This is a genomic window from Ruegeria sp. CJ2 (assembly GCF_056536745.1).
In genome coordinates this window covers 137,365-158,190 of sequence record NZ_JBQFQF010000008.1, presented here as the reverse complement: position 1 = coordinate 158,190, position 20,826 = coordinate 137,365, and the positions used below count along the sequence as shown (strand labels likewise).

Sequence of the window (20,826 nt, the reverse complement as noted above, 5' to 3'; positions counted from 1 at the left end):
AATATCCCGGGGGGTCCGGGGGGCTGGCCCCCCGGCCTCTCCACAATCGGAGACGCCTGACATGTCCGACATGATGACCACCCAAGCCGGTGACGCCGGTGCTTTCCGCAAATTCGACCTCAGCCGCGTCCCCACCCCCTGCTTCGTGGTCGACGAAAAAGCCGTCGAACGGAACCTCACTATCCTTTCCGATATCGGCACCCGATCGGGCGCACATATCCTTAGCGCGCTCAAAGCGTTTTCGATGTTCTCACTGGCCCCGCTGGTGCGCCAGCATCTCGGCGGCACCTGCGCCAGCGGCATCTACGAGGCGCGACTGGGCCGCGAAGAATATGGCGGTGAGGTCGCAACCTTTTGTGCCGGTTACAAAGACGCCGACATCGACGAGATCCTGTCGCTCTCCGACCACATCATCTTCAACTCGCCAGCGCAAAAGGACCGGTTCCTCGCCAAAGCCCAAGCTGCCAATGTGCAGGTGGGCCTGCGCATCAACCCCGAACATTCCGAGGGAGAGATCCCCAAATACGACCCCTGCGCGCCCTGCTCGCGCCTCGGGACACCCGTCAGCCAACTGACGACTGAGACCCTGATCGGCGTCGACGGGCTGCACATGCACACGCTCTGCGAACAGGGGTTTGAGCCACTGCAACGCACGTGGGCCGCCGTTGAACCGAAACTCAAACCCTTCCTAACCCAACTCAAATGGCTGAATTTCGGAGGCGGACACCACATCACCCGCGACGATTATGATCGCGAGGGGCTGATCAACTTCATCAAGACCATCCGCGCGAAATACGATGTCGATATCTACCTCGAACCCGGCGAAGCCGTCGCCTTGGACGCGGGCATTCTGGTCGGAGAAATCCTCGACCTGCCCACCAATGGCATGGCCCTCGCCATCACCGATATCTCGGCCACTTGCCACATGCCCGACGTGATCGAGGCCCCGTATCGCCCCGCTCTGATGGACGAGGCCGAGGCGGGCCATACTTACCGTCTGGGCGGCCCCTCTTGCCTCGCCGGTGACGTGATCGGCGACTACACATGGGACAAACCGCTGGAAATCGGCCAGCGCTTTGCTTTCCTCGATCAGGCGCATTACTCGATGGTCAAGACCAACACGTTCAACGGTGTTCCTCTGCCAACCATCGCCCTATGGAACAGCGAAACGGACGAACTGAAAATCATCAAGCAGTTCGGCTATGACGACTTTAAGGACCGCCTTTCATGAGCATTTTCCTCGACAGTGAACTGACCGCATCCGAGCGCACCGAAGACGCCCGTTTCCGCGTCATCCCGGTGCCGCTGGAGCGCACCGTGTCTTACGGATCAGGCACCGCCAAGGGCCCCGAAGCCATCATCGAGGCCAGCAACGAGCTGGAACGCATCACCGGCCATGCCGAGCCTTGCGTCGAGGGCATCTTCACCGAAGAGCCCGTCGATTGCGACGCCGCGCTGTCCGAGATCATGGAACGCCTCGCCCAACGCACCGAAAACGCCGTGCGCGCGGGCAAAGTGCCGGTGACGCTGGGCGGAGAACATTCGCTCAGCTATGGCGCAGTTATGGGCGTGGCGCGGGCACTGAACCAGCCTATCGGTATAGTGCAGATCGACGCCCATGCCGACCTGCGCAACGCCTATCAGGGCGAGAAACACAGCCACGCATCCGTCATGCACCTGCTGGCTGAAGAAGGCATCAAACTGGCCCAATTCGGCGTCCGCGCCTTTTCCACCGAAGAAGCGCAAAGCCGTCTGAAAAACCATGTCTTCCACGTGGATGCCGAGGAGCTTGTCACCGGCAATATCCACGCCGTTGACCTGCCCGAGGATTTCCCCGAACTGGTCTATGTCAGCTTTGACGTAGACGGTCTGGACCCTTCGCTGATGCCTGCCACAGGTACGCCTGTTCCGGGCGGGCTCGGTTACTATCAAGCCCTGCGGCTGGTCGAACATGCCCTGAAAGGTCGCAGATGCGTGGGCTTTGACGTGGTCGAACTGGCCCCCGATGGCAACGCGGCGTGGGACTTTACCGCAGCCCAAATCGTCTATCGCCTGATGGCGGCCTGTTAACCCTCAGCCGTTTCGTTCAGTTCCATATGCCCGTCGCCCTTGCTCAGCACCCGGCGCAACATTGGCTCAAAGAACTCCAGCGGCTTGGTCGGATAGTCCGGGTCGAAGGCTTTCTGATCGTATTCGTGGCAAAAATAGCGGCAGTCCTCCCAGTGAGGGCTGTCGCGATACTTGTCGCGGGCGTTGCGATCTCCGCCCCAATGATGGTTGTAGTAATAGCCCTGAAACACGCAGTGATGTTTCAATATCCAATAGGTCTTTTCGCTGACATAGGGCTTCATCATCGCTGCTGACAGCTCACCATGGTTATAGGGCGACAGGATATCACCGGTGTCATGGATCAGGGCGGCGACCACCAATTCCTCATCCGCGCCATCCTCATAGGCGCGGGTCGCGGCCTGTAGACTGTGCTGATAGCGGTTGACCGGGTATGGCGTCCAGTCTTCGTCCAGTGACCGGATCGCGTCTAAAATTCGGTCGGGCAGAGCTGCGTTATACGCCTCTTCATATTCGATAACGGCATCCCAGTCGGCTTTGGTGGCCTCCTCAAAACTGGTCCAAGTGGGCTTGTGGCTTTTGTCCAGCATGGCGCGGTCCTTTGGCTGTTTTCTGCAACAAGGATAGCGCAGGCGGTTTGCCCAAAAAAATGAATTGATTTTATCATATCAATCAAAAAATACTTTCAACATGCAAACCAAAGCCCTTGAGACCTTTCTGTGCGTTGCCGAGACCGGAGGCTTTCACGCGGCGGCCCGCAAATTGAACGTGACGCAAACTGCCGTCAGTGCCCGCATCCGGCTGATCGAAGAAGAGACCGGAAAGCCCCTGTTCACACGCGGTGCCGGGGGCACCAGATTGACGGAATTCGGACGCCAATTCCGACCCTATGCCGAACAGATGCTGTCGCTCTGGTCGTTTGCATCCCGCGATCTGCCAGCCCAGACACAAAACCGGGCCGCTTTGCGCCTGGGTGCGCAACTCAGCGTTTGGGACCCTCTGTTGGTCGACGTGGCAGTCCGATTTGAACAGCGCCTTGGGCAAATTCTGCTGACACTGAACTATGATCACGATCTGAATATGGTCGACGCCGTGGCGACGCATGTTCTGGACGTGGCGCTGACTCATGAAAAGCCAACGGATGCGCGGGTTGAGTATAAGGAACTCGCCCCGGAACGGTTGATCTTGGTTCAGGCGACATCCAACCTGCACGACCCCGTCTTCGTCAATCTGGAACTGGGAGAGGTCTATCAGGATCATGTGCGGTCAATCGCGCGACAGGCGTCGACCCAATCGGTCTTTTTGGGAAACTGCATGATGGCCCTGCGCTACATCCTCAAGAGGGGCGGAACCGGCTATTTCCCAGAATACCTTGTTGATGAGTATTTACATGCTGGCGATCTATGCCGCGTGACCGGTTCGCACGACCTGATGCTGCCTGTTTACCTAATCGCCCGAAAGAACAGCCCGGCCATGGAAAGTGTTCTGGGGTGCATGACAGACCTCAGAGGGTCGGGCTAGGCCGCAGACAGCGCCGTTCGACGGCGGGCGCGAAACAACGGACGACCTGCGATCAACAGGAACACGCACGAAATCAGGATGCCCAGCATCGCCGGCAGGTAAAGCAATATCCACAAATCCGGGTCGTCGATCACAACGGGCGACACAAATCCCCGCACGCCTTCCAGCAAAACCAGAATCGTAAACGCCCCGAATATCTGCGGCCAGAGTCCGAACCTTGAGAAACTTCCCAGCATCAAAGTGGCATATCCGGCCATCGCGACCGCCACGCATATGGCAATCCACGAAAACCTCTGATGCAGTTCGTCGATCAACTCGCCTTCGCTGAATTCCCCTGCCGCGATAATCTGATCCCGGCTTTGCAAAAGCTCCAGAGTCGGAATGGCCTCGAGACTGCGTTTCTTTATCCGGTTGGTGTTTGTCATCCCAGAGATGTCGTAGGACGCGTCCTGAAACAGGGTCGATGACAGCGTTCGCCCCTCTTTGGTCAAACGCAAAGCGACCCCGTCCACCATTACAAGGTGTATCCCCTCGCCATTATTGACCAGATAGGCGGTTTTGCTTGAGTAACTGACTGGATTATCCTCATCCCGACGGTCCGAGACGAACACTTCGTACAGCGTCCCATCCAGATCAATCCGCCCGATATACACCGTCACACCAACCGACGGGTGCATGAATTCACCCTCGTTCAATAGCTGGGCGGTGACATCACCTGCAACCTCGGCCTGACGTTGCTCGAGCTGATCAACGGAGGCGGGGCGCAGAAAGACACTAATCGCAGCCATCATCAGCCCGGTAATCAGCCCGAACAAAAACACGGCGCGGGCCAACCGCCACGGGCTGGATCCGGTGGCCAACATGACCGTGAGCTCGCTTTCCCGGCTCAGTCGATTGGTGGCATAGACCGCGGCAGCAAACACCGCCATTGGCATCACGGTTCGGATCAAGGTCGGAAGGGTCAGGGCAGTGAACTCCAGAAACACCATTGCCGACTGACCGCCGCTGATCACGCGATCAAACAGGCTGACCGACCGGGTGATCCAGAACACCCCCACCAGAACCAGGGTGAAAAAGCCGAACAGAATCAGCAGTTGCCGCAGGAAATAGCCATCAAAGCGCGACATGAGACCCCATTCGTCTGATAAAGTTCCCGGTGACAGTATTGTATTCGGAAAGCCGTGGAAACCGCGATTGGACACGCCGCCGAATTTTACCTCAATCCGGCAGCAGATGAATAGTCAGGTAGCACAAAAGCTGAAAACCACCCTGAACCATATGGTTTTCTTCAAGGTCGAATTTCATGACCGTCTGGTCAGACAGAAAGAACGCAAGCCACAGGCCAATTGACACCACAAAGGCCGTATCCACACGTTTAATCCATACCTTTTTGTTCTCATAAGGCGTTGCAACTGCCAACAAAAACAGCAACGCCGCAATCAAGGCCCAAGCGATGATACCGACGAACAGGGCGATATCCACGGCCGGAGTCGCTCCGAACTGTTCCAGAGTCTTTTCAAGAAATGGGTAGTTATGCCCATCGAACCAAGGCGTGGTGGTATACCCGAGCAGTTCGAGACCACCGATAAAGTCCGTAAGAAAGGCAAAGGCCCACCATATGAACCAAAACGCCACAAGGCTTTGCTTAAAGAAAATACGCATGAAGTGCCCCCAAAACAGCGAAAACTCATCAATAACGTGGCTAACACTACTTGATTTGCGGAAAATTCAGAAATCCCGGCCAGAATGCTACGGTGCCAACGGCACAGGCTCGTCCGAGGTTTTGAGGGAAATGGCAGGGGCAGCAGGGTTCGAACCCGCGACCTACGGTTTTGGAGACCGTCGCTCTACCAACTGAGCTATACCCCTAAGGTGCGCCTCAGATATGCCAGCAGCGCGGCGGACTCAAGAGGCTTTTTCAGATTCCGCCACAGTTATCCAATCCACAAACAAGTTGCGCGCGGCGTTGAGTTCTATAAGACACGTTTTCGCCAATAGAAGGACGCCTGACGTGAACCTCCGCAAGAAAATTGCCGACAGCGAAGCCGTCCTGAACTGGGCCGCGCGGCGGATCGCAAGCTATATCCGGATGGTCAACCGCAATACCAAATGGCAGCGCATCGGGTATGAAGAACTGGACCAACTGGCCGAAGAAGGCGAGCCTGTCATCGTTGTTCTGTGGCATCAGCGACTGGCGCAATCGCCCTATTTCTTTCCGCTGGACAAGGGTCGCATCTGTTCGATCACCTCGTCGGCACGTGCAGGCAGCATGGTAGGCCGGGTGCAGAAACTGTTCGGCATGGACACGATTGCCATGTCCAGCCACAAACGACACGTCGCCTTGTCGCGCGAAGTTCTCGGAAAGATGAAACAGGGTATCTCGATCGGGATCGCCGCCGATGGCCCGCGCGGGCCCGAACGTGTGTCCTCGACCGTGCCCCTGATCTGGGCGCGCACCTCGGGCAAACGGGTCTTTGGCATCACGTTCTCGGCCAAACACGGCAGCGAGGCCGGAACCTGGGATCGTCTTCTGATGCCGCGCCCTTGGCGGAATGAAGGCGTCTTTTTGTGCCGCGAATGGACGGATCCCGTTCCCCGCAAAGCGACCGAAGACCAGATCGAAGCGCTGCGCCTCAGCCTTGAGAAACACATGAACGACATCACTGCCGAGGCTGACCGGATGGTTGGGCGTGAGCCGTGGTCGCCGATGGGCTAACCGCCCCTCAGCCTTTGCATCAGGTAGATTTCGCTGCCTTCGGGGATCGGCTCGGTCAGACCGCTGGCAACAACGCGCCCGTCAATGGCGATGGACACGCCGGCATCTATCGGCCCCTGTAACTGGGGATGCAGCCGCACCAGTTCCTGTAGCAGCTCACCCGTGGTTTTGGCGTCGACCTCAACCACCTGCTGGCCCCCGGTCAAAAACCGAAGGCTAGACCAGAGGTGAACCTCAACCATTGTCCTTGAGCGCAGCCAGAATGCGCGGCGGAGACATCGGCAGTTGCTTCATCCGCACACCTGCCGCATGCGATACCGCATTGGCTATAGCGGCCAGAGGCGGCACGATGCCTGTCTCGCCCACTCCGCGCACGCCGAACGGGTGACCGGGGTTGGGGACTTCGACAATCACCGTGTCGATCATGGGCAGGTCACTGGCGACGGGGATACGGTAGTCAAGGAAGATCGAGTTCTGCAATCGACCATCCTCGCCATAGATATACTCCTCGTTCAGCGCCCAACCGATCCCTTGAGCGGCACCGCCTTGGTACTGTCCCTCCACATAGGTCGGGTGGATGGCTTTGCCCGCGTCCTGAATGACCGTGTAGCGGGTGATGCTGGTCTTACCCGTTTCCGGGTCAACCTCGGCATCCACAATATGCGTACCGAAGGACACGCCTGCACCTTCAGGCGTTGCCTCGAAATGGCCCGAGATCGGCCCCCCGGTACTGCCCATATTGGCCGTGATGTCAGCCAGTGGCATCGGATCGAAATCTCCGGCATTGGGGCCGGACGGGACAGCGCAGCCGTTTTCCCACTTTACCGCGTCCACCGGAATGCCCCACTTGGCCGCCGCGCGTTCGCTCAGTTTCTCAACAGCATGGCACGCCGCCTTGATCGTCGCCAGACCGCTGGCATAGGTCACGCGCGAACCGTGGCTGACGTCGTTATAGCCCAGCGTCGCGGTATCTGCGATTGTCACACGGATATTTTCATAGGGAATGCCCAGCACCTCGGCCGCCATCAGCGCCATCGACGCACGCGAGCCGCCAATATCGGGCGTCCCCACCATCAACTGGGCCGAGCCGTCCTCGGACAAAGCCAGCGACACGCTTGTCTCACCGCCGTGGTTGAACCAGAACCCGCAGGAAATCCCGCGCCCCTGCCCCGGTTTCAGCGGGGCCGAGTAATGCGGATGCGCCTTGGCCGCTTCCAGCGTTTCCACCAGACCGATCCGCTGGTAGCGCGGACCATAGCTGGCCTTGGTCCCTTCATGGGCTGCGTTTTTGAGGCGCACATCGACCGGGTCCAGACCCAGCTTCTTGCACAGCTCGTCAATCACCGACTCCACAGCAAACGCACCCATCGGCGCACCCGGCGCGCGGTAAGCGGCCTGTTTCGGACGGTTGGCCATGACGTCATAGCCGATCTGTTTGACGTTGGTCAGGTTGTAAGGCGCAAAGGCGCACATGGCGGTCATGTCGCCGGGCGCACCCGGGAATGCCCCGCCCTGCAAGCGGAATACCCCCTGCGCGGCAGAGATCGTGCCGTCCTTCTTCATCCCGATTTTGATATCCATCGACGCCGACGCGGTCGGGCCGGTCGCCCGGAACACCTCTGACCGGGTCATCACAACCTTGACCGGACGGTTGGCCTTGCGGCTAAGCGCCAGCGCGACGGGTTCGATGAATACAGTTGTCTTGCCGCCGAAACCGCCGCCGATCTCGGACGCAGTGACACGCAATTGCGAGGTTTCGATGCCCAAGAGCGCAGCACAGGTTTTCTGTGCGATCCAGTGGCCTTGGGTGGTGCACCACAACTCACCCTTGCCGTCATTACCCAGCATCCCCAGACAGGCGTGCGGTTCGATATAGCCCTGATGGGTCGCCTCGGTGGTGAAACTGTCTTCGATCACCAGATCAGCCTCGGCAAACCCGGCCTCGACATCGCCATGGCCGCTTTCGTGATAGCGCACGACGTTGGGATGCATCCCCTCGGGCACGGAATAATCCGCCGCGCCTTCGCGGATGACCGGCGCATCAGGGGCCATCGCCTTGTCCACGTCGGTGACGTGTGGCAGAACCTCGTACTCGACCTCGATCAGTTTCAACGCGTCGCGCGCCGCCAGAGCAGACGTCGCCGCAACAGCCGCAACTGCATGCCCGTCATAGAGCGCCTTTTCACCCGCCATGACGTTTTCCAGCACATTCCAGAATTCACCTTCCAGACTGGGCTTGAACGGCACTTCGGCAAAATCGGCGCGGGTGACGACGGCTTTGACGTCTTTCAACGCCTCGGCCTTGGACGTGTCGATCTTCACGATCCGCGCATGGGCGTGAGGCGAGCGCAGGATGGCACCGTGCAGCATCCCCGGGGCTGACATATCCGCACCGAACTTGGCGCGGCCCGTTACCTTATCCAAACCGTCCGGGCGGTTCGGGCGAGTACCGACAAAAGTGAAATCCGTTTTACGATCGTCCAGAGCCATTACGACGCCTCCCGCAATTCTTCTGCCGTTTCCATGACGGCGCGAATGATCTTGTCATAGCCGGTGCAGCGGCACAGATTACCCGCCAGCCAATACCGGGTTTCTTCCTCGGTCGGGTTGGGGTTTTTCTCCAGCAGCGATTTGGCCGCCACCAGAATGCCCGGCGTGCAGATGCCGCATTGCAGGGCGGCGTGTTCGATGAACTTCTGTTGCAGCGGATGCAGCACGTCACCATCGGCGATACCTTCGACGGTTTCGATCTGCTTGCCCTCGGCCTCGGCGCCCAGCATCAGGCAGGAACAGACCAGACGGCCATCCACCGTGACCGAGCACGCGCCGCAATCGCCGGTGCCGCAGCCCTCTTTCGCGCCGGTCAGGTTCAGCTTGTCGCGCAGACAATCCAGCAGGGTTTCACGCGGGTCGCACAGAAAATCGACCTCATCCCCGTTTACAGTGGTGGATACGTGGAGCTTGCTCATGCTTTCTCTCCCTTCGCGCGGGCATAGGCGATTTTGGCGGCGCGCTTGGCCAGAACGCCAGCGACCTCGGTGCGGAATGCGATCGTACCGCGTTTGTCGTCGATTGGGTTACAGGCGGCCGATGCCGCCGTCGCCAGCGCTTCCAGCGCGGCGTCATCCAGAGTGCTGCCGATGATGGCCTTGGCGCAATCGTCAACCAGCAGAACGGTCGGCGCGACCGCGCCAAGCGAGACGCGGGCCTCGGTCACCGTGTCGCCGTCCAGACGCAGGCTGACACCCACGCCAACAACGGCGATGTCCATCTCGGTGCGTGGAATGAACCGCAGATAGGCGTCGCCCGCGTTGTCTCCGCGCGCGGGGATGTTGACGGCCGAGATCACCTCACCCTTGGTCAGTGACGTCTTGCCGGGTCCGGTGGGGATGTCTTCGACCGCCACCTCGCGCTCACCATCGGGGCCAGTGACCGTCACGGTCGCACCTGCCGCAACCATCGCAGGCACCGAATCCGCCGCCGGAGAGCCATTGCACAGGTTGCCGGTCAGCGTTGCGCGCCCCTGCACCTGCGTGGACCCGATCAGATCCATCGCCTCAACCACGCCGGGCCAGTCACGGCCAAGCTCGGGGTGTTCGCTCATCTCGGCACCTGTGGCAGCAACGCCCAGCGTCCAGCTTCCATCGGCATTGCGGGTGATGTCGCTAACACCGTCGATCTTCTTGATGTCGATCAACGTATCGGGCGTGACCAGTTCCGAGCGCAACTGCACCAGAACATCTGTTCCGCCAGCCAGAAAGCGGGTGACGCCCGTTGCGCTTGCAGCCAGAGCCGACGCCTCGGCAAAACTGGCGGGGCTGTGATAATCCATGAAAATACCTCGCACCTGTTGATCAGGGTTCACTGGGGTTCGCAGGGGACGTTAGTGCAGCACCGCCCCCGCGTCCATGGCTGGAGCGACCAAATTTTGTGATTCAAAATGTCGTTTCTGAGCCTCTGGTCAGAGGTCGATCTCGATCACACCGTCCGGTTGCGCGGCGCGGCTTTGGCAAAGAATGATAGCCCCCTCGCGCTGCTTGTTGGACAAAACGAAATCTCGGTGCTCGACCTCGCCCGAGATCACACCGCACTTGCAGACACCGCAAATGCCGTCGGCGCATTTCACATCCACGTGAACACCCGCTTCATTCAGCACCTGAGCAGCATCTTTGTCGGCAGGCACGGTCAGTTCGCGGCCTGACTTCGCCAGTTTCAGCGTAAAGTCGTGATTCTCGTATTCCGGAAGTTCAGGGACCGAAAAATACTCCAGATGCCGCGCATCCTCGGGAAAGCCCTGACGCTCAGCCGCCTGCATGACGCCATCCATGTACCGGTCCGGCCCGCAGGTATAAACGTGCCAGCCGTCCTGATAGTCTTTCAGGATCGCATCCAGATCGGCGCGCGTGCCTTCGTCCGAGAAATGGTAGTGCACATGATCCGTCCAAGGCATCCCTGCCAAGTCCTCCAGATACCCGGCACCGGCGCGGGTGCTGGCGGAATAATGCAGCTCGAACGGTTTGCCCAAGGCGTGCAGCCGATGGGCAAAGGCGATCATCGGCGTGATGCCGATCCCGCCGCCCATCAGAAAGGTTTTCGTCGCGCTTTCGTCCAGTTCAAAATGGTTGATGGGCTTCGAGATGAAGACCTTGCGCCCCTCGTTGAAAATCCGGTGCAAAAGGGCCGATCCGCCGCGTCCGTCATCCTCGCGCAGCACACCGATCTGATAGGTCATGCGGTCGGACGGGTCACCGGACATGGAATACTGCCGCAGGTATTCCGGCGCGACCAGAACGTCCAAATGCGCGCCCGCCGTCCATTCGGGTAAGGGCGAGCCGTCCAGTGTCGAGAATTCATACTTGGTCACATCCGCCGTCATCTTGCCGACCCTCGTCAGCTCAACGCGCATCACCGGGGCATCGCCCGCGATCGCGTAGCGGTGGATCACGGACATATCACCAGCCGCTTTGCGCGCCTTGTATTCATCGGCAGTCACCATCGCCTGATACGCGGCAATCCCGGCCTCACGGTCCATGGCAAAGGGATAGGGCCAGGGATGCGGCGCAAGATAGGCGGGGTAGACCGCAAGTGTCTGGTCCTCGTATTTCAGGTCAAGATCGGTTTGCAGGTCACGCCGGTTCAACGGATGCCCGGTCGGGCGATAGGCGCCGTCCGATTGCAGTTCGATGTCCCACCACCATTTCTTGATGTCGTTCAGACCGCCATTGCCGACAGTGTCATCCAGTTTTGCCAACGCGGGCGCGGCTTGGGGGATGTTCATCGCAGCCCAGCGGAAAGGGCGTTCCTTGAAAATCCCCTCAAGGTTCCACGGGCAGGTCTTCATGCACCGCCCGCACATCGCGCCGCCCGGAGTGGTCACGCGGTAGGTAGCGCATTTTTGGCTGTCGGATTTCCAGATTTCATAGCCATTAAACATCAGCTTTGGCCCGGCGGTGATCGCACCCGAGGGGCATTCACGGGCGCATTTGTTGCAGCTTTCGCAAAAGGTTTGCAGGCCGAAATCAATGGGCTTGTCATGCGTTATCGGCATATCTGTGGTCACCGCGCCGGACTTCAGACGCGGGCCCAGATAGGGGTTCAGGATGACCTCTCCGATCCGGCTGACCTCACCCAGCCCGGACAGCAACAGGAGGGGCGGTTGCAGCACCTCGCCATCCATCACCGTATGCGCACGGGCCTTGTAGCCGAGGTTGCGGATCTGCTGCGCGATCACCCCGCCCAGCAGCGAGAACCGCAGATAAGCGCGCATCGACTGCGCGACGCTGATCCAGTCATCACCGCTTGCGCCCTCCATCGTTTCATAGCCCTGGTCGATGATCATGCTGATGGCTTGGTCGTGGGGCGGTGTGATCTCTTCCCCCGTCGCATCATGGGAATACCACGCCCATTCGGGGCACCGGCTAAGGCCCACCGCATCAACACCAAGAAAATAGGTTGCCGCCTTGATATTCGCAGCGTTCCGCGCGGCATCGGTCGGGGGTGGGGTGTCCGCGCTCTCTCCATCCTGCAACAACACAAACGCGCCCAGCGCCCGACGTTGAGCAAAACTGGGGGCCGCTTTGCGCACGTAATAACCGCCCTTCGCCGCGTCTTGCAGGTTTTTGCCCATATCGCCAAATTGCGCACGGGCAAACATGTCGGCGCGCTTGGGGACGCGGGCGACGTTTTCCCCATCAATATAGGTAGTGGGCGCATCGACCCGCTTGAGTTTTTCAAACGGATGCGCCCCATCCACATAGCGTCGCTTGGCATAAGAGTCCCGGTTCAGCGCATTCTTGGCAAACCCCGTGCCTAGCCACCATGCGGGACCTTGGGTGCGAAACCACGGCTGCTGCGCCATCGGTGCCAAAGGCTGGTCGTGCGTGATCTCCATCTCGGTCGTCACGGCCGCCAGCCCGAACCGTTTGCCCAACCACGGTACAATAACCTCCCCATCCTCGACCGAGCCAAGCCCGGCAGCGACCGCCAGTTTGCCCAAATCGACCTCGGAGGACATGACCGTGTGCGCCCGTGCATCGAACCCAAGAATGCGGATGTAGTTGGCGATAACCACCGCGTTCTCGGTGGCCAGCAGACACGCGCGGTGATCCTGCGCATCCATGATCCAATCCGCGCCGGGTTCATTCGGATCGGGATCGCGGATGCGTTCGTACAAAAAGACAATGGCGTGACGATGCCGGTCCATGGGGCGCGGCTCGGCCTCCATGCTTTCTTTCAGGTCGGCCATGATCAGATCAATGCCCGAGGCCAGCGTCTTGGTCTGGCGCGTCTTCAACGCATGAGCCAGACGGTCAATATCGGGGTTGCGGCGGGGTTCGGGCAACAAAGCCTCGGCAGGCAGCGGGCCGCAACCCATCATGGAGGCATCGCTGAAATACCCAAACGCCTTCAGGTGGTTGGCACGCTCTGTCGGATCTGCGGGTATCTCGGAGGGCACCGGGTTCACGAACCCGTCGCGGATCGCATCCATCATCGCCTGAAACTCACCCATCGCATTCACGATACTTTCAGGCCGATCAGAACGGTGGAAATTGAGAGCTGGCATCTGACGGACCCCGGTCAGATCAGGCATCGCGGTCTGCCGGGCCAGCCGTTCCAACGGGTACGACCCCATATGGACCGGCCTGTTCTTGTCCGAGAAAAAGCGGATCCCCATCGCGCGCCTCCTGTTTCCTACCAGTTTCCTAATGTGTCATGGACCTCCAATCCATTCATGAATAATCATAGTCTGCATGAGCAAAATTGATTTTACTGATCTGGACGGCAAAGTCCTGCGTGTCTTTCTCACGATCCTCGATGAAAATTCGGTTTCCAAGGCTGCTGACCGTTTGGGCGTGACCCAGTCAGCGATCAGCCATACGCTGGCCAAACTCCGACATGTTTTGGGCGACCCTTTGTTCGTCCGCTCCGGTCAAGGGCTGACCCCGACCGAGCGGGCGCTGTCCTTGAAAGACCCGGTGCAGCGCGTGTTGGACGGGATGCGCGCCCTGACCGACGATCGACCGTTCGATCCGCTTTCCGAAGATTTGCACGTACAGATCGCCACAAACGACATGCCGCGCGAATTGATCTTCCCCACGTTGCTCCGCACGGTCCGGGCCGAAGGTATCAGACTGCGGCTTGGCTTTATTCCCTCGGGCGTGCCGGACCCGGACCTACTGCGCAGCGACCGGTGTCAGTTGATGCTGTCCCCATTGCCACCGGATGGGCCGGACATCTTTCAAAAACGTGTCCTCAGCAGCCCGTTGATGATCTACTACGACGGAAACCGCCGCCAGCCGCCGACCGATTGGAAAACCTATTGCGAAACGGAACATGTCGAGGTGCGGTTCACGGACGGGCGCAGTTCGCGCGCGGTCATGCGGGGTGTGGATCAAAGCCAGATCAGGCCAGCCACCGTTACCCTGCCCCATTTCAACGCCATCCCTTCGTTTGTGAAAGGAAGCGATCTGATATCAACCGACACGGCATTGATGAAACGCGGCCCTCTTGCCGCGCTGGATTGCGCGCCTTTGCCGTTTCACTGCGAACCTGTCTCGATCTACATGGTCTGGCATCAGAGGTTTGCCAATGATCCAGCTCATCTCTGGTTGCGCGACAGAATCGAGAGCATAGCCGCCACCCTTCAGGATTGAGACAGCAGCCAGTTCTTGATCAACGCAACCAATTCGGGCTGCCGCGGTTTTGCCGGGGTGACAACATGGAACCCGAGGTCTTCGATCAGAACATCCGGCAAGGGCCGTTCAAGCTGTCCAGACGCAATTTCCGTCGCGACCAGAGGTTCATGTGCCAGCGCAATCCCCTGCCCCGAGGCAGCAGCGTCAATGGCCAGACTCGTCTGGCTGAAACTCATCACCCGAGGCTTCCCAACCAGCCCAAGGTGTTCAAGAAACAGCGGCCATAACCCATGCGTATCGTTCAGAAGCACATGGTCCAAAAGGTCCGCTGGCCGCGCGATCTGGCGCGCCAATTCGGGACTGCTGACCGGCACGAACGCGCTTGAAAACAATGGGGTTGATGTCAAATCGGGCCCAAACGGTGCCCGTCCCTGCCGCACGGCGATGTCCACGCCGTCACCCTTGAAATCCGCCAGCCGTTCCCGAGCGTCGATTTTGACCGTGATATCTGGGTGCCTGTCTGTCAGGTTTGGCAAACGCGGCACCAGCCATTTTGAGGCAAAGCTGGGTGTGACAGAAACAACAACCTGTCGATCGCTGGACAATTCATCCACGGCCTCTTCAATCAACCTGAACGCCCGGCGCAGTGGCGCATGAAAACGACGACCCGCCTCGGTCAGGGCAAGGCCGCGCGGCAGACGTTGAAACAGCTTTTCCGTCAGCCGCGCCTCAAGCCCGCGGACCTGCTGCGCCACGGCACCCTGAGTGACGCCAAGCTCCTCTGCGGCAAGCCGGAAATTCAAGTGCCGGGCCGCAGCTTCAAAGGCGCGGAGCGCGTTCAGTGGGGGCAAAGCAGTCATCTGCCTATCCTGTAGTTTTTCTACAGCATAAAGACAGAAGAACTGATTGGTCAAACCGTCGGTCAGAGCGCATCTTTAGGACATCAGACATCGGAGGTTTGAGATGACGAAAGTAGTGCTCATTACGGCAGGTGGCAGCGGCATGGGGGCAGATTCCGCCCGCCGATTGGCCGCGGACGGTTTCAAAGTGGGCATCCTGTCCTCGTCGGGCAAAGGCGAGGCATTGGCGCATGAACTGGGCGGGGTTGGTGTGACCGGATCGAACCAATCGGCAGGCGATCTTCAGAAACTGGTCGATGCGGCCATGGCCCATTGGGGGCGCATTGATGTGCTTGTGAATTCGGCGGGGCACGGGCCGCGCGCGCCCATTCTGGACCTGGCCGATGAAGACTGGCACACGGGAATGGATGTGTATTTCATGAACGCCGTCCGACCAACACGGCTGGTGACGCCGATCATGCAAGCGCAAGGCGGTGGCTCGATCGTAAACATCTCAACATTTGCCGCGTTCGAACCTGACCCCGTGTTTCCAACCTCGGGCGTGTTCCGCGCGGGCCTTGCCGCCTTCACCAAGCTGTTTTCGGACAAATACGCCGCCGACAATATCCGCATGAACAACGTCCTGCCCGGATTTATCGACAGCCTGCCCGAGAACGAGGATTTCCGCGCCCGCATTCCTCTGGGCCGATATGGGCGCAGCTATGATGAGATCGCCTCGGTCGTTGCTTTGCTTGCGTCAGAAGGCGGAGGTTACATCACAGGCCAGAACATTCGCGTTGACGGCGGCATTACCCGGTCGGTCTGAGGTCAAAACCGCGCTTTGACAAAATGAGTCAACGCCGCGCCGGTTTCAAAATAGGCGCGGCGCAGACCGGTCCAGTTTTCGCGATAGTCCGACACCGAAGGGACGGGCAAGAGATCGCGATCTTCGCGCAACAGGCTTTCAGCCACCAGTCGGCCAAACACGGTTCCCGGCCCGATGCCGCGCCCGGAATACCCATGGACAGAAAGCGCATTTGGGCCGATCTCAGTGATCTTGGGGATATGATCCGAGGTCATCGCGATCCGCCCGTGCCACCTCTCGATCAACGGCTGGTCGGACAGTTGCGGGAACAGTTCAGCCAGTTTGCGCCTGGCCCAACGCTTGTGTGAACCGCTCCCCGCATGCGCAAGGTCACCCATCGCACCGATAATGAACCGGCCGTCCTGATCGACGCGGAACGAAGTCATTATCAGGCCAGTATCCCAACACCCTTCACCGTCCGGCAAAATGCTGGCGCGCAGGTTGTCCGACAAGGGGGCGGTGGAAAACTGGAAATAGTAGACGGGGACATAAGCCGGTGCCGTAGCCGCAAGGCCTTGATGATAGGCGTTTGTGGCCTGAAGCACGGCCTTGGCCCGCACCGAGCCTCGTTCCGTGTCAAGCACCCAGATATCCCCATCACGTGTCAGCGAGCGAACCGGACTGCGCGTATAAACCCGCGCCCCGGCCTGGGACGCGGCCCTTGCAAGCCCGCGCACGTAGCCCAACGGCTGAATGGTTCCGGCCCGTGGATCAAAAAGCGATCCGTGGAAAGCCGCGCTGCCTGTACGTTGGCGCGTTTGATCTGCGGATAACAGCTCAACCGGCGCACCCACCGCGCGTTGCTGCGCGTAGCGGTTTTGCAGGTCTTTCAACCCCGCCCCGGAATGGGCGCAATGCAGGGTTCCGTTGTGCACGGGTTCGCAATCAATCGCGTGCCGCTTGATAAAGTCAAAGACATCGGCAGGTGCGGCAGCAAGTAGGTTGATCAGGCGATCCCCCGACTCTGCCCCCAGATGCGCCCGGATTTCCTCGGGCGGCAGCCACAATCCGGCATTGGCCAGACCCACATTGCGGCCCGATCCACCATGCCCGATCTCTTGCGCCTCAAGCAAACAGACCGACGCCCCAGCCCGCGCTGCGGTCAGCGCAGCCGCGCAGCCGGTATACCCCCCGCCAATCACCGCAAGATCGACTGTCAAAGTCTCTGTCAGCACGGTACTTTCGACCCGTTCGCGGCAGGTCTTTTGCCAAAGGGACTGGTCGTGATCGCGCACGGGCTGCTCCTTGAAAATTGGTCGGATCATCCGGCTTGCGTCAGCCGGTTGCAAGAGCCCTTTGATCCTCGCGCCCCATGGCCAGAAGAATGGGCTGCGTGTCCTGCTGTTCCTGAAACGCGGCCTTGTCCTTCAACCCGCGCCAGTTTGCCTGAACAAGTGACTGCGCAACCGCACTGCCCAGCGTTGCGCCGGGGCCGGTGACAATGAAAAGGTCGGGGGCAAATTCGCGGGCAGCGGTCTGTACGGAGCGGGTAAAATCATAAGCCTCCGTCACCTGATGCCCCAGAGTATAATCCCAAAGTTCCTGCGTATCGGTGGCGCCGGGCCACCAAATTTTGCCGCGCCCGTCGATAAGGGGTTGGGTTGGTTGGCCGATTAGTTCAACCCCCAGACGCAACCGCCCTTCGGCGGCGACGGGCGCTTGCAGATGCGTGTGGAATGCAGCGTGGTTCGCCAGTCGCATCGGGAACCGCTCCTGAAGAACGGGCTGAGAAGTTTCAAAGGCTTTCAGTCCCACCTCGTTGCCCGCCAATACCAACATGCCGCCCAAGTCGATCGACAATGCCAGATCGTGACCGTCGATCGCATTGATCCGCGCGACATCGGCCAGCAAGTCCGCCTTACGGACCGGATCGTTTTTCCAGGTCTCATCTGTGAAAGGATAAACAAGCTGCCCACCGATCAGGTGATCCTGCATCAGCGTCCCCATGGTGTTCACGACGCGGAACCCGTTTTCGGGCGACAACGCGCCCGCCACGGCCAGAGCAATGTACCACCCCATCGAGTTCCCGGTGACGGCGACCACCTCGATATCGTCTGCCAGAGCCATCGCATCCGACAGGGATGCCGCGTAGATCAATGGCGACGCCACATCCCCCCGCGAATACTTGCTGACCGCAAAACGCCCCGCGCCGTCCAGATCGGTTACAGGCTCTTGCCCGGCCTCAGTACGCATAGCGTCAAACCCGCGGAACATGTCCATGCGATTGCGGTGGTGGCGGTGCAGGTATCCCAGCTCTGGCTTGTTATAGGTGCCCCGTCCGGGACAGATGACAACAGCGGTGCGGGTCATGATCGGCCTCCGGTCAGCTTGAGCGCGGCTTCGATGATGCCTTCCTCGGATGGCAGCGGCGCGGCATAGGCGGGGCCGGTTGCGATAAAACAGTCCTCGGCCACGACTCGTGTGACAGGGGTATCGGCGCTGTTTTCGGCAAAAAAGGCCATCAAACCCTCGGACTGGCTTCCGGTCCGGCGGCATTCATCCACGATCAGGATATGTTTGCATCCCTTGGTAGCCGCGCGCAGCGCTTCGGCCGGTAGTGGCGCAAGCCAGCGCATATCAATGACACGAGGCTTTAGCCCGGCCGCCCGCAAAGCCGGCAGCGCCTTTTGTGACAGGTAGTGCCCGTTGCCATAGGTGACGATGGCCAGATCGGTCCCGTCACCGTGCACCCCAACCTTTCCCAGCGCGATGCGTTGATCCGGCGATGGATAGGTCGTCATCCACCCCGCATCCTGAGCCTCATGCAGATCGCGCATGGGATACAGCGCGATGGGCTCCAGAAACACCACAACGCGCTGCTCTTCCCGCGCCAATCGCACACATTCGCGCAGCATCTGCGCAGCGTCCGATCCGGTCGACGGGCAGGCGATGATCACCCCGGGAATATCGCGCAGTACGGCCAGAGAGTTGTCGTTGTGGAAATGCCCACCGAACCCTTTCTGATACCCCAGACCCGCAATCCGCAGGACCATCGGGTTTGAAAACTGACCGTTCGAGAAAAACGGCAATGTCGCCGCCTCGCCCCTGATCTGGTCTTCGGCATTATGCAGATAGGCCAGGAACTGGATTTCGGGGATCGGGATGAACCCGTTATGCCCCATGCCGATCGCCAGCCCCAGAATTGACTGTTCATCCAGCAGCGTATCAATCACCCGATCCGGCCCGAACCTTTGCTGCAGCTTTTGGGTCACGCCATAGACGCCGCCCTTGCGACCGACATCCTCGCCCATGCAGACAATCTCGCCATGTTCCAGCATCAAATCAGTCAGCGCCCAGTTGATCAGACGGCTCATGGGCTGGGGATCGTCCATCGCGCGCATATCGCCTCCGAACGCGGTCGCGCGCGCCTCGGCGCTCGGGCCATTTGTCGGCTTGCAGGCGCGTGTCGGTGGGATCAGGCTTGTCATGACCTCGGTCGCGTTGGCCAAGTGCGGGCGGGTGGCGGCCTCGGCCGCGATGCGATCGGTACGCGCGCAAATGTCCTTGTAAATCTGCAGCGCCTGACCGGGTGTCAGCGCGCCCGCCTGATCCAGCAGGCGCACCGAGTGCAGCAGGGGATCATTCGCTTCATCCGCTTCAACTTCGGATTTTGACAAATAGGTCGTGGGCACATCCGCCCCGGCATGACCGTACAGCCGCACTGTGCGCAGATGCAGAAAGGCTGGTTTACGTCGGATGCGGACGTAATCGGCGGCTTCTTTTGCCACGGCAAAAGTCTCAAAGATGTCCAGCCCATTGGCTTGGAAGTATTTTATCCCCGGTCGGTGCTGCATGGATGCCTGTATCCACCCGGTGGGCGTCTTCACCGAAATACCGATCCCGTTATCCTCACACACAAACAAAAGCGGCAACGGCGTTGACTGAACACTGGTCCACCCCGCCGTGTTGATCGCGCCCTGCGCTGTCGAGTGGTTGGCCGACGCATCGCCAAAGGAACACATCGCTATTCCATCTTCGGGCAATTCCCGGTGTTCAGGATCGTGACGCCGCGCCGCGCCCAATGAATAGGCCGCCCCGACCGCCTTGGGCAGGTGACTTGCGATCGTAGATGTCTGCGGCGGAATCATCAGCGCCTTGGACCCCAAGACCTTATGCCGCCCTCCCGATGTCGGGTCTTCTTTCGAGCAGGCAAAGCTCAGCAACATGTCCCACGCTATCTGCTGACCCGGCACTTGCTCGGACCGCGCGATTTGAAACGCCGCATCGCGGTAATGCAGGAACGCAATATCGGTCGGACGCAACGCATGGGCCACCGCAGCCATCCCTTCGTGCCCCGAGGAGCCGATGGTATAGAACCCCTGCCCCGCCTTCTGCATCGCACGGCTGGTCCGGTCCAACGCACGACTAAGCACCTGTGATCGAAACAGGGAAACCGCATCTGTCTTGCTTAGTCCCGGGCAAGGCAATGGACCGTCTGGCAGATCCCCCTGCGCAACCCGGGTCAGAAAATTGTCGTGAACGATCTGAGCGCGATCCATCAGCGGCCTCATTCAAAAACTGTTTCGCAGCAGCATCCACGATGGGATACTCTCTTTGTCACAGGCTTCACACAGTTTTGGCAACGGAAAGTCGCCGTTGCCCCTTGCACCGCCAACATATCCCATCCAGCCCGGCCCCAAGGCGCCTTCGCCGCAGGTGAATCCAGATCTCTGTATCGGACTG

At 59.8% G+C, this 20,826-nt stretch carries 18 protein-coding genes and 1 tRNA gene; 6 read left to right on the top strand and 13 right to left on the bottom strand.

Translation table 11 applies throughout. From position 1 onward, the window contains the following. Window positions 1-61 precede the first annotated feature (61 nt). Window positions 62-1,231: a carboxynorspermidine decarboxylase gene (gene nspC / locus ACR0MS_RS13375; protein WP_480573594.1), complete on the top strand. Its 1,170-nt coding sequence runs from the start codon at window positions 62-64 to the stop codon at window positions 1,229-1,231. Further along, window positions 1,228-2,070, top strand: coding sequence for an agmatinase (gene speB / locus ACR0MS_RS13370; protein ID WP_480573590.1), 843 nt, complete (start codon window positions 1,228-1,230; stop codon window positions 2,068-2,070). The genes nspC and speB overlap by 4 nt, the downstream gene beginning before the upstream one ends. On the opposite strand, the gene ACR0MS_RS13365 is transcribed toward speB, so the two are convergent. Next, on the bottom strand, window positions 2,067-2,657 hold the full coding sequence (locus tag ACR0MS_RS13365; protein ID WP_480573587.1) for an HD domain-containing protein: 591 nt from the start codon (window positions 2,655-2,657) through the stop codon (window positions 2,067-2,069). The two genes, speB and ACR0MS_RS13365, sit on opposite strands and share 4 nt — an antisense overlap. A 100-nt stretch (window positions 2,658-2,757) precedes the next feature. On the opposite strand from ACR0MS_RS13365, the gene ACR0MS_RS13360 reads away from it, so the two are divergent. Then, complete coding sequence (locus ACR0MS_RS13360) at window positions 2,758-3,588, top strand: LysR family transcriptional regulator (protein ID WP_480573584.1); 831 nt, start codon at window positions 2,758-2,760, stop codon at window positions 3,586-3,588. On the opposite strand, the gene lptF is transcribed toward ACR0MS_RS13360, so the two are convergent. From lptF to ACR0MS_RS13345, 3 genes are all read right to left on the bottom strand, one after another. Continuing rightward, window positions 3,585-4,715 carry an LPS export ABC transporter permease LptF gene (gene lptF / locus ACR0MS_RS13355; RefSeq protein WP_480573581.1) on the bottom strand — a complete coding sequence of 377 codons (1,131 nt, stop codon included), beginning with the start codon at window positions 4,713-4,715 and terminating at the stop codon, window positions 3,585-3,587. The two genes, ACR0MS_RS13360 and lptF, sit on opposite strands and share 4 nt — an antisense overlap. Window positions 4,716-4,806: 91 nt before the next feature. After that, entirely contained in the window at window positions 4,807-5,250 is a 444-nt protein-coding gene (locus tag ACR0MS_RS13350; RefSeq protein WP_480573577.1) for a hypothetical protein, read from the bottom strand. A 131-nt stretch (window positions 5,251-5,381) separates the two neighbouring features. Beyond that, window positions 5,382-5,457 (bottom strand) — tRNA-Trp (locus tag ACR0MS_RS13345). Window positions 5,458-5,599: 142 nt separating this feature from the next. Between ACR0MS_RS13345 and ACR0MS_RS13340 the strand changes: the two genes are divergently transcribed. After that, window positions 5,600-6,304 (top strand): lysophospholipid acyltransferase family protein, encoded by a 705-nt coding sequence (locus tag ACR0MS_RS13340; RefSeq protein ID WP_480573574.1) that lies wholly within the window; start codon window positions 5,600-5,602, stop codon window positions 6,302-6,304. On the opposite strand, the gene ACR0MS_RS13335 is transcribed toward ACR0MS_RS13340, so the two are convergent. From ACR0MS_RS13335 to ACR0MS_RS13315, 5 genes are all read right to left on the bottom strand, one after another. Beyond that, the gene (locus ACR0MS_RS13335) at window positions 6,301-6,546 is read right to left on the bottom strand and encodes a MoaD/ThiS family protein (RefSeq protein ID WP_480573571.1); all 246 of its coding nucleotides are present in this window, start codon (window positions 6,544-6,546) and stop codon (window positions 6,301-6,303) included. The genes ACR0MS_RS13340 and ACR0MS_RS13335 overlap by 4 nt on opposite strands. Beyond that, window positions 6,539-8,794 (bottom strand): xanthine dehydrogenase family protein molybdopterin-binding subunit, encoded by a 2,256-nt coding sequence (locus tag ACR0MS_RS13330; RefSeq protein WP_480573568.1) that lies wholly within the window; start codon window positions 8,792-8,794, stop codon window positions 6,539-6,541. Before ACR0MS_RS13330 ends, ACR0MS_RS13335 begins: the two co-directional genes overlap by 8 nt. Beyond that, window positions 8,794-9,273, bottom strand: coding sequence for a (2Fe-2S)-binding protein (locus ACR0MS_RS13325; protein ID WP_170385330.1), 480 nt, complete (start codon window positions 9,271-9,273; stop codon window positions 8,794-8,796). The genes ACR0MS_RS13330 and ACR0MS_RS13325 overlap by 1 nt, the downstream gene beginning before the upstream one ends. Beyond that, window positions 9,270-10,136: an FAD binding domain-containing protein gene (locus tag ACR0MS_RS13320; RefSeq protein WP_480573565.1), complete on the bottom strand. Its 867-nt coding sequence runs from the start codon at window positions 10,134-10,136 to the stop codon at window positions 9,270-9,272. The genes ACR0MS_RS13325 and ACR0MS_RS13320 overlap by 4 nt, the downstream gene beginning before the upstream one ends. 129 nt (window positions 10,137-10,265) lie before the next feature. Next, window positions 10,266-13,478 carry a reductive dehalogenase gene (locus tag ACR0MS_RS13315; protein ID WP_480573562.1) on the bottom strand — a complete coding sequence of 1,071 codons (3,213 nt, stop codon included), beginning with the start codon at window positions 13,476-13,478 and terminating at the stop codon, window positions 10,266-10,268. Between the two features lie 76 nt (window positions 13,479-13,554). Here ACR0MS_RS13315 and ACR0MS_RS13310 point away from each other — a divergent pair, with 76 nt between their 5' ends. Then, a complete protein-coding gene (locus tag ACR0MS_RS13310; RefSeq protein WP_480573559.1) occupies window positions 13,555-14,457 on the top strand; it encodes a LysR family transcriptional regulator in 903 nt (300 codons plus the stop codon). Here ACR0MS_RS13310 and ACR0MS_RS13305 read toward each other — a convergent pair. Next, a complete protein-coding gene (locus ACR0MS_RS13305) occupies window positions 14,448-15,299 on the bottom strand; it encodes a LysR substrate-binding domain-containing protein (protein WP_480573556.1) in 852 nt (283 codons plus the stop codon). The genes ACR0MS_RS13310 and ACR0MS_RS13305 overlap by 10 nt on opposite strands. 103 nt (window positions 15,300-15,402) lie before the next feature. On the opposite strand from ACR0MS_RS13305, the gene ACR0MS_RS13300 reads away from it, so the two are divergent. After that, window positions 15,403-16,104 carry an SDR family oxidoreductase gene (locus ACR0MS_RS13300; protein ID WP_480573553.1) on the top strand — a complete coding sequence of 234 codons (702 nt, stop codon included), beginning with the start codon at window positions 15,403-15,405 and terminating at the stop codon, window positions 16,102-16,104. Between the two features lie 2 nt (window positions 16,105-16,106). Here the strand turns inward: ACR0MS_RS13300 and ACR0MS_RS13295 are convergent, their stop codons facing one another. Genes ACR0MS_RS13295 through ACR0MS_RS13285 form a run of 3 tightly spaced genes read right to left on the bottom strand, consistent with a single transcriptional unit; the run spans window position 16,107 to window position 20,642 of the window. Continuing rightward, complete coding sequence (locus ACR0MS_RS13295) at window positions 16,107-17,378, bottom strand: NAD(P)/FAD-dependent oxidoreductase (protein WP_480573550.1); 1,272 nt, start codon at window positions 17,376-17,378, stop codon at window positions 16,107-16,109. Between the two features lie 40 nt (window positions 17,379-17,418). Further along, on the bottom strand, window positions 17,419-18,453 hold the full coding sequence (locus ACR0MS_RS13290; RefSeq protein ID WP_480573547.1) for an ACP S-malonyltransferase: 1,035 nt from the start codon (window positions 18,451-18,453) through the stop codon (window positions 17,419-17,421). Next, window positions 18,450-20,642, bottom strand: coding sequence for a dehydrogenase E1 component subunit alpha/beta (locus ACR0MS_RS13285; RefSeq protein WP_480573544.1), 2,193 nt, complete (start codon window positions 20,640-20,642; stop codon window positions 18,450-18,452). The genes ACR0MS_RS13290 and ACR0MS_RS13285 overlap by 4 nt, the downstream gene beginning before the upstream one ends. Between the last annotated feature and the right edge of the window lie 184 nt (window positions 20,643-20,826).

Excerpts from the sequence above, each read along its gene's own strand:
- ACR0MS_RS13330 (WP_480573568.1), bottom strand. The coding sequence starts at position 8,794 with ATGGCTCTGGACGATCGTAAAACGGATTTCACTTTTGTCGGTACTCGC.
- ACR0MS_RS13360 (WP_480573584.1), top strand. The coding sequence starts at position 2,758 with ATGCAAACCAAAGCCCTTGAGACCTTTCTGTGCGTTGCCGAGACCGGA.
- lptF (WP_480573581.1), bottom strand. The coding sequence starts at position 4,715 with ATGTCGCGCTTTGATGGCTATTTCCTGCGGCAACTGCTGATTCTGTTC.
- ACR0MS_RS13335 (WP_480573571.1), bottom strand. The coding sequence starts at position 6,546 with ATGGTTGAGGTTCACCTCTGGTCTAGCCTTCGGTTTTTGACCGGGGGC.
- ACR0MS_RS13290 (WP_480573547.1), bottom strand. The coding sequence starts at position 18,453 with ATGACCCGCACCGCTGTTGTCATCTGTCCCGGACGGGGCACCTATAAC.
- ACR0MS_RS13365 (WP_480573587.1), bottom strand. The coding sequence starts at position 2,657 with ATGCTGGACAAAAGCCACAAGCCCACTTGGACCAGTTTTGAGGAGGCC.
- ACR0MS_RS13350 (WP_480573577.1), bottom strand. The coding sequence starts at position 5,250 with ATGCGTATTTTCTTTAAGCAAAGCCTTGTGGCGTTTTGGTTCATATGG.
- speB (WP_480573590.1), top strand. The coding sequence starts at position 1,228 with ATGAGCATTTTCCTCGACAGTGAACTGACCGCATCCGAGCGCACCGAA.
- ACR0MS_RS13310 (WP_480573559.1), top strand. The coding sequence starts at position 13,555 with ATGAGCAAAATTGATTTTACTGATCTGGACGGCAAAGTCCTGCGTGTC.
- ACR0MS_RS13325 (WP_170385330.1), bottom strand. The coding sequence starts at position 9,273 with ATGAGCAAGCTCCACGTATCCACCACTGTAAACGGGGATGAGGTCGAT.
- ACR0MS_RS13305 (WP_480573556.1), bottom strand. The coding sequence starts at position 15,299 with ATGACTGCTTTGCCCCCACTGAACGCGCTCCGCGCCTTTGAAGCTGCG.
- ACR0MS_RS13285 (WP_480573544.1), bottom strand. The coding sequence starts at position 20,642 with ATGGATCGCGCTCAGATCGTTCACGACAATTTTCTGACCCGGGTTGCG.
- ACR0MS_RS13320 (WP_480573565.1), bottom strand. The coding sequence starts at position 10,136 with ATGGATTATCACAGCCCCGCCAGTTTTGCCGAGGCGTCGGCTCTGGCT.
- ACR0MS_RS13315 (WP_480573562.1), bottom strand. The coding sequence starts at position 13,478 with ATGGGGATCCGCTTTTTCTCGGACAAGAACAGGCCGGTCCATATGGGG.
- nspC (WP_480573594.1), top strand. The coding sequence starts at position 62 with ATGTCCGACATGATGACCACCCAAGCCGGTGACGCCGGTGCTTTCCGC.
- ACR0MS_RS13300 (WP_480573553.1), top strand. The coding sequence starts at position 15,403 with ATGACGAAAGTAGTGCTCATTACGGCAGGTGGCAGCGGCATGGGGGCA.